The organism is Vibrio sp. SNU_ST1, from assembly GCF_030563405.1.
Lineage (GTDB): Bacteria > Pseudomonadota > Gammaproteobacteria > Enterobacterales > Vibrionaceae > Vibrio.
On the sequence record NZ_CP130748.1, the window covers coordinates 1,822,163 to 1,835,413 of the forward strand.

Sequence of the window (13,251 nt, forward strand, 5' to 3'; positions counted from 1 at the left end):
ACTAAAAGTGAGTCATTCCAGCAAGCCTAAGCGCGACTAGGAATCTGGTTTCCGCGAGCGCTTGATATAACAAAAGGTCGCCCACTGGAAAGCGAGCGACCTCTTGTTATTCATTGTGTTTTTGAGCTCATTCTGCATGTGAGAACAAAGAGTTACAACACGCGTAAGCACTCTTCTGGCGACATGCTCAAGAGCGTATTGGCGAAGTTGATCTTCTCATCGCGCCATCTCAATGCTGCTTCTCGGCCGTCTTGTGCGTGTCGGTCGGCCTCAAAATAGCTTTTTCTTGGAAGTCCGTCTGCTGGCGTCATCACCATAGATTGTTCATTCAAGCGAAGCGTAAACAAGAACTGACCACGTTGTCCGGTTTGCGCTGCCGGGTGGTGCAATGTGGTATCACAGCAATAGCGCCTATCACGCAGTGCGCGGCATGTGTACTCAAAAGCATCTTGAGCACCACGTCCAGGGAACGCGGTATAAACACTGATGCCATCACGCTGCAAAGACTGCTCACCCGCAGCGAGCTGCACCGCATGTTGGATCATCCTAAAGCCCAGAACCACGCCACCAATGCTGTTCAATCCACTGTATTGAATAGCGCCTTCTAAGCTCAAATGAAGTTTGTCTTCCCCTTCATAGAGAAAGAGATCAGGCGATGCCCAATCGCTCTTTGGAATAAGCAGTTGAGTAATATCCGAGTGTTCCATGTTGGTCTCCGCAACAATGAGTGTGTTTGAGTTCACAAGGTAACGTAATGAGAATTATTATCAATAGTTTTCAACCAAAAACGTTACCCCAGAAAGCACTCGTCGATGGACGTTACCTGATGCTTTAACGCCGAGCATTTCTTGTTAGATATTCGTTTATTACCCGTAAATTCATCGCCTATAAATAAACTGGCCCATGATATTTACAGTCTCTCACTCTAGCCCTGCACTCTACGACTAATGTCTAACTGACTGAGACTATTTGTTTTTTTGGGTTTGGTATAAGGTACTAACGACTAAATGTTAATGAGTTTTTAATTATAAGTTGACGCATTGTTTGCGCTTCTGCGTGAGTCAATAACGTTTGTTGGAATAACACGCCTTAGAGTGTGAACGAAAGGAATCAAAATGAGCAGCACTTTAGAGTCGGGACATATACGAGCAGATAAGCCTCAAACCAATGAGGACGAACTCACTTATGAACAACAACACAAGCCAAGCTCGGAATTTGATTCCCGAGAACAGTATTTAGAACACGAATTACAAATCATGGCGCCTAAACGCTGGCGTCCTAATTTGCCGTTTAAAGATTATCGATTCGAGATAGAAGACACCATCCCAGCGATGGCGGCCACCATTGGTAAGATTGTTATGGTGGGCGCCATTGCAGCCACCTTTGCCGGGGCGCTAGGGTTAAATGAAGGCTTTATTTTAGAAAACGTTCGTTATGAACTACTCATCGCCTCTGTTTTCATCATTCTTTTCTCTGGCTTTCTATTGCCGACCGCAAACCTTGCAGGTACACACGGCCCACTCATTCCTTTAATTCCAATAGTGGTTGCAGCAGGCGGGCACCCTATGGCCTTCGGATTGCTGATTGGAGCTTTTGGCTTGCTCTTAGCCATCAGTAAAGGTGGCAGCATGTTGGCAAACCTCACAAGTAAAGGCGTGTGTGGCGGTTTACTGCTCTACCTTGGCTTTGTTGGCACCGCTTCTCAGGTTAAAAAACTGTTCACTTGGGCTGAGGGAATTGGCATGAGCCACATTGCTTTTGTCGTGATCTTCTGCACCATCATTTTATACGCGTTATTGGAGCATTTCCGTAAACGCTGGTTAGCCGTACCTCTTAGCTGCTTGCTGGGTGGTACGATTGCATTTGCCATGGGTGCCCCGTTCTCTTTCCAAACTGAGCCTGGCTTACCTAACATGAACCCTATGTATTGGTGGGGAGAAGACACAGGCTGGATGCTAGGCTTACCTACGATTGAGCACTTCATGGTGGTATTGCCGTTTGCGATTCTAGCCGTGGCGATGTGGTCGCCAGATTTCTTAGGGCATCAAGTATTCCAAAAGATCAGCTATCCAGAACGTACCGAGAAAGTACACATGAACATTGACGACACCATGACCACAGCGTCAATTCGTCAAACGTTCGGTTCTCTGCTCGGTGGTACTAACTTTACGTCTTCATGGGGTACTTATATCGTACCGGCGGCAATTGCTAAACGCCCTATTCCTGCTGGCGCTTTGCTCACAGCTCTGTTCTGTATCATCGCCGCAGTTTGGGGATACCCGATGGATTTAGCTATCTGGCAGCCGGTACTTTGTGTCGCGCTGATTGTTGGAGTATTTGTGCCATTGCTAGAAGCTGGAATGGAAATGACGCGTGAAGGGAAAACCACCCAATCGGCAGCGATTGTTGTATTTTCTTCAGCGCTCGTTAACCCTGCATTTGGCTGGGCTCTCACCATGCTGTTAGATAACTTAGGCTTAGTCGGTTGTAAAGAACGTAGTAGTGAGCTTAGTAAAATGAGCCGTTGGGTGTTGCCTGGAGCTATGTTTATTGTGCTAACTGGTGTGATGGCGTTGGTTGGTCTTCTACCGGGGATACCAGCGATTATTCCAAGTTTTCGCTAGGCTCGATTAATATTTAGTTTTGTTCGGAACACAAAAAGGCCTCGTGCACGCGAGGCCTTAGTTTTATCTATCGAACGGTTACAGCTATTCTTTATCAACTGCAACGCCCTACCGCACTGACTTCAACGCTTTCATCAACGTTGTGTGAGCGGATCTAGCATCAAAGCCTCTCAAATAAACTTTAAATGATCTCTTTAGATTAACGATCGAGGGGGAGAGCATTCTTTGCCATTGAACATATAGCTATAGTTGTAACGATCGATATTCAGTTACTCCCCCTCTCCCATTAGCTTTTACCTATACCAGCTAGAGATTAGAGATGTAAATGACCAATCTGACACTTACAAAAAATGTAAGTTGTCATCAAACCTTAAACATTAGAGCAAAAACTCAGCTTAGATAGTTCAAGTTTAAATGTTAGCGTAATGTTAAAAGAAAAAACAAAGGTACGTGACATGCAGCACGTAAAACTCTTAAACCGCAACACCTTCGCAGGACTCGCAGCAACATTAGTTGGGAACGGCATTGGTCGCTTTGCTTATATAGCATTAATGCCTGTGCTCATTCAAAGTGGGTGGTTCTCAAGCGAAGATGCTTCCATACTCGGCGCTGCAACACTGATTGGCTATATATTCGGAGCTCCTGCATCGAGCTTTTTACAGAGATATTATTCAACAGGCACACTCATACGCGCCTCTCTGTTGTTAAGTAGCTTTAGTTATCTTGGTTGTGCTTTAAAGTCTGCCCCCTTTGAATGGTTTTTAACGCTTAGAACCATTGCGGGTGTATCGGGAGCCGTACTTATGGTACTCGCACCACCCGTGATCACCAGCCTTCACCCTCAAGAAATGAAAGCAAGAATCAGTGGCGTCGTATTTTCAGGCATTGGTCTCGGCGCCATGATTTCAGGAACCATCATACCTTTACTTATCTACCAAAGTGTTGAAAGTGCATGGTTAGGTATGGGTGCAATCGCTTTCCTCGCAACCGTCCTGACGTGGAACACATGGTCTCTTGAGGTTAAGCCAAACCATTGCGATAAAAGCCCATCGACGTTTAATGCCTTATCTAAGAATGAGCGCATCAGTATTAGCTGCGTACTTTTAGCCTACACCTTTAGCGCCATCGGTTATTTACCCCACACTCTCTTTTGGGTCGATTATATTGTTCGAGAGCTAGAAATGAGTTTTGCGAGTGGTGGTTTTTATTGGGCTGTCTTTGGCATAGGGGCAGCAATTGGGCCAATAGTAACCGGTATACTAGGGGATAAATTTGGACTTAAAAAAGCACTATTAGCTGCGTTTATTTGTAAAGCTGTGGGGGTTGCTCTTCCGCTATTAAGCACCAACGAAGTAGCACTTTTTGCTTCATCTCTGTTGGTCGGTATGTTTACGCCTGGCACCGTAACACTGGTATCAACCTACACCTTAGAGATCGTTGGGACTCAGCTCCATACGAAATCTTGGGGAGCAATGACAATGGCTTTTGCGATATCGCAAGGAATAGTCGGCTTTGTTATGGCTCATTACGCCCCGCAGCTCACCAGTTATGACCTCTTATTTATGATCAGCGCGAGTGCACTCATTTTGTCGGTACTCTGCATTGCGTTTACATCAACCAAACAACAGACTTTAAACACTGCTCAAGTAAATTCTTAGCAAAGGAATCGCTCATGAAACTGTATTTAAACGACACCTCTCCATTCTCCAGAGCAGTGTTAGCCACGGCCTATCTGTGTGATGCTCCAATGGTTCTTGAATGGATCGACCCGTGGCAAACACCCAACACATTGGTCACAATCAATCCATTCAGTACCATTCCGGTTCTAGAAACCAGTGATGAGGTTGCACTCACCGAGAGCTTAACGATCTGCGAGTTTCTCATGCAAGCTTACCCAACTGAAAAACTAGCAGCGACCAAGGCTAGCGACACTCAACGCATGTCGTTATTGGGACTGAGTAAAACGCTGATGGAAGTGGCATTTCGCTGCGCTGCAATGAGCCGCTTCGAAGCTGAGCAAAACGTGCTAACGATTAGGGGAAAGGAAGGTATTCAAAGGTGCGTTAAAGCGCTTATCGGGCAGTTGAATAACAATGATGATTTGCTTGAACCTGACTTCTCAACATTGTACCTGCATGTCTCATTAGATTACGTCTTATTCAGGCATGCGAATTTACTTTCAGCAGAAGAGCGCGACATCCTCACTACTGCCTTACATAATTCGCCTTTTAAAGACACATTGGCAAAACTTAGCCTAGAGTCGCTTTCAAAAAAGCTTAACTATTGCGAATACAAAAATTCTTAATCACTTTGATCAGTGTTGTGTTGAACGAGTCTAAAAAGGCCTCGCACACGCGAGGCCTTGTTTTATCTGCGTTCCAACGAACGAGCAGCTAGCAATTTACGATGGTAAAACCAAATCAACTCGAGAGCCATTCATCCAGAACTTTGATGAATTTAGGGTTGATTAGATAACCGATGGAAGCGTGCGGATTACTCTTTCCGTTGCGAATATTGAGGTTATAAACTGGGTGGATGTCTTTCATTCCGCCGGGTATCAGATCCAGCTTGAGCATATCTTTAAAGTCATTTCTAATTTTGCTGTCATGAGAGATAAAATCATCTTCTGCCGATATGTTTATCCATTGCTGAATGTTTAACGGATACTTCTTCTCATCTTTCAAGCGGCTCCCTTTTAGCCTATCTTTTACGTTTTCATCTCCTAACGGTGACCCGAGCGTAAGCAATAAGTTGATCTTTTTGTCTGCTCCATAGTCGTGTCTATACTCTCCGTAATGAGACAATTTCCATAACACGTCATAACTGATCATCGACCCGAGACTGTGCGATACAATCATCACATCATCCTGATTATCAAGCGTTTCCTTCAGTTCAACCATTAGCCTATACCTGACATCGCTACCAAAATAGGTATCTTCATTCCAATAATGTGTCATATCCGGCGCGACCTTCGTTATGAGTGTATCAGCCACACCTAGCGTTCCAAATAGCGATGAAAAAGTATCTGCTAACGCCTCTTTTAGAAAACCAATTTTAGATACCTTGTTATACGTTGTTTTATTGAACTGGCTTGTGTTGTACTTTTTGAGTTCAGACAGCGCTTGCTGTCGACTTGCAGGGTCTTCCGTTGGTTTCTCTAACAATGTGTTTGATAGTTCACCGTAATAGACAAACCGTTTATCGACATCTTTAAAAGCTTGTAATGAACTTGAGCCTCCACAATCTCGCTGCAAGCCATGTTCTATAGCCTCGTACCAAAGTGATTGAAGGGAATCTTTATCGGGCTTTTGAGCGCGACCATGAATGAATATTATTTTCTTAGCCATAGCAGGACGTCCTAGACACATAGTTAAAATTATTATCAGTAAAAAGCACCACTAGATTCGGTCAGCCCTTACTAACAACAGCAGCGCTAATAACGTATCTAGAGGTGGTTGATAGAGCATTTATATAACTATGAGGCCGTCGTTTAAGGACCATAAACGAATGAACGATGCGATCATTACTCGCAAATTGAAATGAATGTAGCTAGCAAAAGCTCCAACTAACAAAAAGGCCTCGCAATCGCGAGGCCTTAGTTTTATCTATAGAATGATTACATCCATATTTTAACAACTACAACTGCCCTACTTCACTGACTCCACCGCTTTCATCAACGTTGTGTTGAACTGCTCAGGTTGCTCTAGCATTGGGAAATGGCCTGAGTCTTCAATGTAGTAAATGCTGTAATCCTTGATGTGTTTCTTGTTTGCTTCTGAATCCGTTGGCCATAGGCGAGCGTTAACCAATATTACTGGCACATTCACGTTCTCATACACGCGGTGAGCTTCACCTGTCACGTATTGACCTAGATAATGGCGGAACTGGTTTATCGCGATAGCTGGCGGTGCAGAGGCCATGTCTTGCGTTACCCAGTAAAGTAAATCCGCGTCTACGCCTTTTGGTAACGAGTCTTTTACGAACATAGTAATACCCGCTTGGAAGTCTGCTTCAAACGGTTTGGTCATTGTATCTAGGTCACTTTGTGAAACCGTTAGTGCAACATTTTGCGATGTGTCGACACCAATAATGCCCCTCACTCTTTTCGGCATCAGTTTAGCGGCCTCTGCAATCACACCACCTGCCATTGAATGCCCAACTAAGATGACGGATTCGAGTTGCTCTTTGTCGATTACGGCTTTGATGTCTACAGCGAATGCAACCATGGTGTACTCTTCACGATTAAACGATGAGTTACCGTGCCCTGCTAAGTCCATGGTGATCACTTGGTACTGCTTTGAAAACTCGCTCACTTGGTTTTGCCAAAGCCTGCTGTCTAAGCTCCAACCGTGAATGAAGATCAGCGCCGTTTCCCCACTGCCACTTTTGCCATACGCAATTTGCTCACCATCGTGAGATATCGCAATACCGTACTTAACCGTTGAATCATGAGCCATGGCATTAAAGCTACCAAGCGCCATGAATACCAAGAATGTGATGTTTAAAACTAAACGTTTCATAGTGTCTCTCTACTTACTTTGGAGGGACACAGAAAGCGCCCCTCTCAATCAATATAGCCACTATAAAGTGTGAAGCTGCAAACAGGTCAAGATGTATTAACTGAATTTTAAGGACAATACATCTAAGGTTTATGGGGAAATACTCAGTCAATTAATAAAGTTACTATTCTCTAATCACACTCATTAAATTCGTAAAGAAATCAAGCCCAAATAAATATAGGGTCATATTCCCATTAATGCTTTATACGCTCGAACAAAGGTTTCCAACGGTTTTCTCCACGCCCAATAGAGTGCAGTATAGGCAGCGTATTATTAGGGCAGTTCCTAGAGAAAACGACTAAAAGACCTTGATCGTTGTAACCAAGCGGTCTGCTCTTATCAACAAAAACGCCTAATCTCTGACATAGTTCTTTTGCAGAATGTAGTTCGTCAACGTCTTCCCAAATTCCATTACTGTCCCCGAACGCAAAGTGTTTCCTTTCTAAGGTCTCACAAACTACCAAATCACTATTCTCATCTATAGTAGACAGGGTTTCTCTAACACGCTCTTCTCCTTCTGGTGTGCCACACAACACACCAATAACAACATTTACTTTATTGTCTCGAATAAAAGAACCGTTCCTTTGATAAAATCCCATAACACTAGTCGATAATGTATTACCGCTACCGATAAAATCATCAATTATTATGATCGCTTTAATTTCAGGAGGAATACCTTCTTTTCGTTGAACTATATTATCGAGTTCCGCGATTTCCTTTACGCAAGTAGTACTAATTAAGTTCTCTTCTGCATATTGAGAAGCAAATTGTGAACCACTTTTCCCCGGACCATCTACATAGGTGATCCAGGTGTCCTTACGTCTTTGAGCTTTTGAGCGTTGAACATTTACAGGCAAACTTCGTCTAACCTTATCATGTAATGACTTAAGTAAAGATCTAACATCACTATCACCATAAAAACGAATATTCTTTAGCAAATTGAACAATAGTCGTTGTTGTATATGACTTGGAATTTGAGAAACCCAATTCCGTATGTCGTTCGTTACAATCTCTACACCTCGATAGCTCGGCCAGCAATCTAGTAATTCTTCAATCTCTTTATCACTAATGTACGCTAAGTCTTCTTCAATTTGACGTTTTTCAGCTAATTCGTCACCCAATTGGTCTGCAATCAATAGGTTGAAACCCTGGTTAATAAGCCAAACTTCAAATAGAGGAATAACAATTTCAAAACTGTTATCAGATTCTTGCATAATTCCCCTTCTACAAAAATCAGTAAGAATTGGCAACAAATCTGCTTCTGTTATTTGATTAGAATGAACATGACTTTTAATGTTTTCAACAGTAGTGTCATGCGATAGTCTTTTAGCACGAGCATAACCAACTAAGACCCTACACCTTTTCAACGTAATGATTTCAACTTCATCTAAATCACCCTGAATTCCGTCTCTCCAAAAATGTTGAAAAGCATTTACATCTAACTCTGCCACAAGTCTCGTAACACACCTTTCTACTTCTTCCACAGATATTTCAGAATCTCGTGAAACTACGGCATTATCAAATATGGTTGAGCATATTTGCTTAGTGAAGTAAGGGTGACCATTAGTAATGTTATGTACGGCTCGAATAGCGTTATCATGCCAGATTATAACTTCTTTAAGATTGGATTTAATAAGATCTTCATAATCTTGCCATTCTTCATCTTGTTTAAAAGTGTTAAGGCTCTCTCTTGAAAATTTGTTCAACTTTTCCCCTTGAGAGGACATCACAAATGACATCCTCTCCGCCCCTATTAGACAAAACCCTATATTTCTTTTACCACTTAAAGAACGAATATTGAGGAAGAATGTTTCCGCTATTTCACTGTACCGATAAAGCTCCTGATTAATTTCGTCAAATTCATCAATTATTATAAGAAACTTCTTATTTGGTTCAAATTTTTCCAATGACATAATTACTCGAGATAGAGACGCAAGAGAACCATTCATTGGGCTTAAGGTTGGATTGAAATTTTGAGGTAAATGTTCTAAAAGAAAGTAACCTATATTTTCGCCTAATGCATTTACTGTGGTTATTGCATCCGGGTGTTTAAAATCTCCACACTCAATATTGAGGACGTAACAGTCAGGTATATTATCGGTAACAAGATCTTCGACAGCTTTCGCCAAGGAACTCTTCCCAACTCTTCGTTGTCCTGTAATATAACTGGATTGCATGTTTTTCATCTGAGCTCTAGAGACAAGCCTGTCTAGCTTATCTTTTCGACCGTAAAAATCCTCACCTATTGCTATATCTAAACTATACGGGTTTTTGTATTTGATAGAATCCCAATCAATAGAAGAAGACTGAGCATTAATTGTTACAGCCAAGGATATAAAATTGTCTTCAGTCGCTCCAATCTGCTCCCACGATATTACTATTTCTAATGTCACGGATGAAATAGGATTAACTACATTAAATGAGATAGGTAATACAAAATCACCGGGGGGAACACTCCCAAGGTCAACATCCTCTGTATACAATAAAACACTATCATTTTTTTCTGAAATATATGAAGTAACTTTTTCAGCAATACCTGGACCAGTATTTTTTAGTGCTAAAAATATTTTCACATCTTCATTTTCTCTATGAAGGGGATATTTCTTTTCAAGATCGAAACTAATTCCATTGCGACTTATAATTTCACATTTAAATCGCTCTTTAGAACGAACCGCTTCGTTCTCTATTACAGTCTTTACTTTTTCCAAGAAGGGGCGATAAAAATCATTTGTAATGAAAGAAATATTTTCCTTACAAAAACTCAATTCATCATCCAATAAATCAGAAAGTTCTTTAACTCTTCGTGTAAAAGTTGAGTCAATCGACTTTGATAAATCAACAACTTGAGTAATGATAACTTCAATGGAACTACGGATTTTTTGAAACTCATAAGGTGATAGATACGCGTTAAGTGTTTTATCTCCGACTGATTTTAAGATCATTTGTTTTTCAGCAGTAATACTTTCAATTTTTGCAGGGACTTCCGTTAAACAATTCAGTTTAGAAAGACAAAAATCATGAACTTCGTAAAGCTTATCTAACTTCTCATAGGTTTGAGATTTTACGTTAATATCGAATCGCTTATAAAAATCAGGTAGTTTCGGTTCTAAAAGCGCTATTATCTTAGCGTCTACACCACTACTAGTGGTTTGTTTTGGAAAAAAGTTAGGGACGGCGCTCAGTCTTAAAACCAGTAGAGAAATATTGCGAAGCTTTTTCTTAGTCCCGAAATCCGAAATCACTTTTATGGACTCCATCAGTGTTAAAGATTTATCTTCTTCAACATCAGCATACTTCTGTAAAAGCCCTCTAACCTCTAATCTTGCTACTTTTAAAGTATCTTCATTAGTATCAAATGAAAGAGAACATATTGCTTTTTCAATACCGAGAGCTGCTTCTAATGTGTCCAATATCCTATCTCAACTATGCAATGAGTATATATCCATCACAATACATAAGTTAATGAATTTTCGTCAAATATTGGCTTTAAGAATTGAGACTTCGTCACATACAAATTCAAAACTATAGACAACAACACAATGCAACTACAGAGTTTGACATATTACTAATTCCTTTACACAAGCGATTGGCATCATCTAAACAAAAAGGCCTCGCAATTGCGAGGCCTTTGGTTTTCTATCTATCAGAAGAGATTAGTCGCGAAGTGCTGCGCCGAATTTTTCTGAGATTGAAGCTACGATAGCATCTACTGAACCAGCGATGTCTGCATCTTCTAGTGTGCGCTCTACAGACTGTAGGCTAAGTGCGATTGCTAGGCTCTTCTTACCTTCTTCAACGCCTTGACCAACGTATACGTCGAACAGTTTAGCGCCTGTTAGGAATTCGCCACCAGCAGCGATACACGCTTCTACGATGTCGCCAGAAGCAACTGCTTCGTCAACAACAACGGCGATATCACGACGGTTTGCAGGGAACTTAGATACGGCTACTGCTTCTGGAAGCACACGAGTGTTGATAGCTGCCCATTCGATTTCGAATACGATAGTACGGCCGTTAAGACCGAATTTACGCTCTAGTTCTGGGTGAACAGTACCAATGATACCCACTTCTTTGCCGTTAGCCATAATCGTAGCCGATTGACCTGGGTGAAGTGCTGGGTTGCGCTCTTTTGCTTCAGAAGAAAGAGCTTTGAAGCTGTATGCGATTTCGTTTGCAGAAAGCTCAAGAACTGCTTCTAGGTCACCTTTAAGATCGAAGAAATCTACAGTGTTAGTTGCCATGTCCCAGTGCTCTTCGCCACGAGTACCAGAGATAACGCCCGCAAGCATCATTTCTTGGCGCATGCCGTTTTCAGCTGTTGCTTCAGGGATGAAACGTAGGCCTGATTCGAATAGACGAACGCGAGACTGTTGACGCTTCTGGTTGTGAACAACTGTGTTTAGTAGACCTTGGATTAGGCCAAGACGCATTGCTGACATGTCCGCAGAGATTGGGAATGGCAGGATTAGCGGCTCAACACCAGGTACAACAAGCTTTTGCTGTTCTGGTTCTACGAAGCTGTATGTGATTGCTTCGTGGTAGCCACGGTCAACAAGAAGGTCACGAACGCGCTTAAGCGGTTGGTTGGCTTCTTTGTGGTCATTCATTTTAAGTGCCGCTTTAGGCGCTTGGTTTGGAATGTTATCGTAACCGTAGATACGACCTACTTCTTCAATTAGGTCTTGCTCGATTGCGATATCAAAACGCCAAGATGGAGACGTTGCCGTCCAACCTGCATCAGTGCTTTCAACTTCACAACCTAGGCGAGTAAGAATTTCCACTACGTCTGTAGATGGGATTTCGTGACCTAGTAGGCTGTCTAGTTTAGCGCGACGTAGAGCAACTACGTTTGCTTTAGGAAGATCAGCTTCAGATTCGCTGCCGTTTACTGGCGCAACTTCACCACCACAAATTTCAACTAGAAGCTGTGTTGCACGCTCCATTGCTGCTGCTTGTAGAGTTGAATCAACACCACGTTCAAAACGTAGAGAAGAATCTGTGTGTAGGCCGTAAGCACGTGCGCGACCACGGATGTGATCCGGTGCGAAGAATGCAGCTTCAAGAAGTACGTCTGTTGTTTCAGTCGTAACACCTGAATCTTGACCGCCAAAGATACCAGCGATTGCTAGTGCTTTGTTTTGGTCAGCGATAACAAGTGTGTTGCTGTTTAGTTCAGCTTCGTTGCCATCTAGAAGTGTTAGCTTTTCGCCCTGCTCTGCTAGACGAACCACGATACCGCCTTCGATCTTAGCTAGATCAAATGCGTGCATTGGTTGGCCTTGCTCTAGCATCACGTAGTTTGTGATGTCTACAACTGGGTCGATTGAACGGATACCACAACGACGCAGTTTTTCTTGCATCCAGATTGGCGATTCCGCTTTCACGTTTACGTTCTTAACCACACGGCCAAGGTAACGTGGACAAGCGTCTGTTGCTTTGATTTCAACAGATACTGTGTCTTCAATGCTTGTTGCAACAGCTTCAACTGTTGGCTCTGTAACGTCTGCGCGGTTTAGTACGCCAACTTCACGAGCAAGGCCACGGATGCTGAAGCAGTCTGCGCGGTTTGCTGTTAGGTCTACGTCGATAGTTACGTCGTTAAGCTCAAGAAGCTCACGTACGTCCATACCTAGCGTTGTGCCTTCTGGCAGCTCAAGGATGCCGTCAGACTCTACGTCGATACCTAGCTCAGAGAAAGAACAAAGCATGCCGTGCGATGGAACGCCACGTAGTTTTGCTTTCTTGATTTTGAAGTCACCAGGAAGTACTGCGCCAACTGTTGCTACTGCTACAGTTAGGCCAAGACGACAGTTAGATGCACCACAAACGATATCTAGCAGCTCTTCTTCGCCGATATCAATTTTTGTAACTTGTAGTTTGTCTGCGTCTGGGTGCTGACCGCACTCAACCACTTTACCTACTTTAACGCCGGTGAATTCACCAGCAACAGGTTCTACATCGTCAACTTCCAAACCAGCCATAGTGATTTGGTGAGCTAGCTCTTCGCTGTTAATTGCAGGTTTAACCCACTCGCGTAGCCAAGATTCACTGAATTTCATAGTTTTGAC

The 13,251-nt window shown here is 42.7% G+C and carries 8 protein-coding genes; 3 read left to right on the plus strand and 5 right to left on the minus strand.

The genetic code is table 11. The annotated features are described in order from the left end of the window. Positions 1-152: 152 nt before the first annotated feature. Positions 153-707: a hypothetical protein gene (locus Q5H80_RS07940; protein WP_304564157.1), complete on the minus strand. Its 555-nt coding sequence runs from the start codon at positions 705-707 to the stop codon at positions 153-155. A 408-nt stretch (positions 708-1,115) separates the two neighbouring features. Between Q5H80_RS07940 and Q5H80_RS07945 the strand changes: the two genes are divergently transcribed. The 3 genes from Q5H80_RS07945 to Q5H80_RS07955 all read left to right on the plus strand — a co-directional run bounded on the left by Q5H80_RS07945 (position 1,116) and on the right by Q5H80_RS07955 (position 4,929). Then, positions 1,116-2,624, plus strand: coding sequence for a DUF3360 domain-containing protein (locus tag Q5H80_RS07945; protein ID WP_304564158.1), 1,509 nt, complete (start codon positions 1,116-1,118; stop codon positions 2,622-2,624). 455 nt (positions 2,625-3,079) lie between these two features. Next, positions 3,080-4,282 carry a YbfB/YjiJ family MFS transporter gene (locus Q5H80_RS07950; RefSeq protein WP_304569398.1) on the plus strand — a complete coding sequence of 401 codons (1,203 nt, stop codon included), beginning with the start codon at positions 3,080-3,082 and terminating at the stop codon, positions 4,280-4,282. Between the two features lie 14 nt (positions 4,283-4,296). Further along, on the plus strand, positions 4,297-4,929 hold the full coding sequence (locus tag Q5H80_RS07955) for a glutathione S-transferase family protein (RefSeq protein ID WP_304564159.1): 633 nt from the start codon (positions 4,297-4,299) through the stop codon (positions 4,927-4,929). Between the two features lie 115 nt (positions 4,930-5,044). Here Q5H80_RS07955 and Q5H80_RS07960 read toward each other — a convergent pair whose 3' ends face one another. From Q5H80_RS07960 to pheT, 4 genes are all read right to left on the minus strand, one after another. Then, positions 5,045-5,971 carry a hypothetical protein gene (locus Q5H80_RS07960; protein ID WP_304564160.1) on the minus strand — a complete coding sequence of 309 codons (927 nt, stop codon included), beginning with the start codon at positions 5,969-5,971 and terminating at the stop codon, positions 5,045-5,047. A 300-nt stretch (positions 5,972-6,271) separates the two neighbouring features. Continuing rightward, the gene (locus tag Q5H80_RS07965; RefSeq protein ID WP_304564161.1) at positions 6,272-7,144 is read right to left on the minus strand and encodes an alpha/beta fold hydrolase; all 873 of its coding nucleotides are present in this window, start codon (positions 7,142-7,144) and stop codon (positions 6,272-6,274) included. A gap of 233 nt (positions 7,145-7,377) precedes the next feature. Further along, the gene (locus tag Q5H80_RS07970) at positions 7,378-10,593 is read right to left on the minus strand and encodes an ATP-binding protein (protein WP_304564162.1); all 3,216 of its coding nucleotides are present in this window, start codon (positions 10,591-10,593) and stop codon (positions 7,378-7,380) included. A 243-nt stretch (positions 10,594-10,836) separates the two neighbouring features. Beyond that, entirely contained in the window at positions 10,837-13,242 is a 2,406-nt protein-coding gene (pheT, locus tag Q5H80_RS07975) for a phenylalanine--tRNA ligase subunit beta (RefSeq protein ID WP_304564164.1), read from the minus strand. Positions 13,243-13,251 lie beyond the last annotated feature (9 nt).

Excerpts from the sequence above, each read along its gene's own strand:
- Q5H80_RS07940 (WP_304564157.1), bottom strand. The coding sequence starts at position 707 with ATGGAACACTCGGATATTACTCAACTGCTTATTCCAAAGAGCGATTGG.
- Q5H80_RS07960 (WP_304564160.1), bottom strand. The coding sequence starts at position 5,971 with ATGGCTAAGAAAATAATATTCATTCATGGTCGCGCTCAAAAGCCCGAT.
- Q5H80_RS07965 (WP_304564161.1), bottom strand. The coding sequence starts at position 7,144 with ATGAAACGTTTAGTTTTAAACATCACATTCTTGGTATTCATGGCGCTT.
- pheT (WP_304564164.1), bottom strand. The coding sequence starts at position 13,242 with ATGAAATTCAGTGAATCTTGGCTACGCGAGTGGGTTAAACCTGCAATT.
- Q5H80_RS07945 (WP_304564158.1), top strand. The coding sequence starts at position 1,116 with ATGAGCAGCACTTTAGAGTCGGGACATATACGAGCAGATAAGCCTCAA.
- Q5H80_RS07955 (WP_304564159.1), top strand. The coding sequence starts at position 4,297 with ATGAAACTGTATTTAAACGACACCTCTCCATTCTCCAGAGCAGTGTTA.
- Q5H80_RS07950 (WP_304569398.1), top strand. The coding sequence starts at position 3,080 with ATGCAGCACGTAAAACTCTTAAACCGCAACACCTTCGCAGGACTCGCA.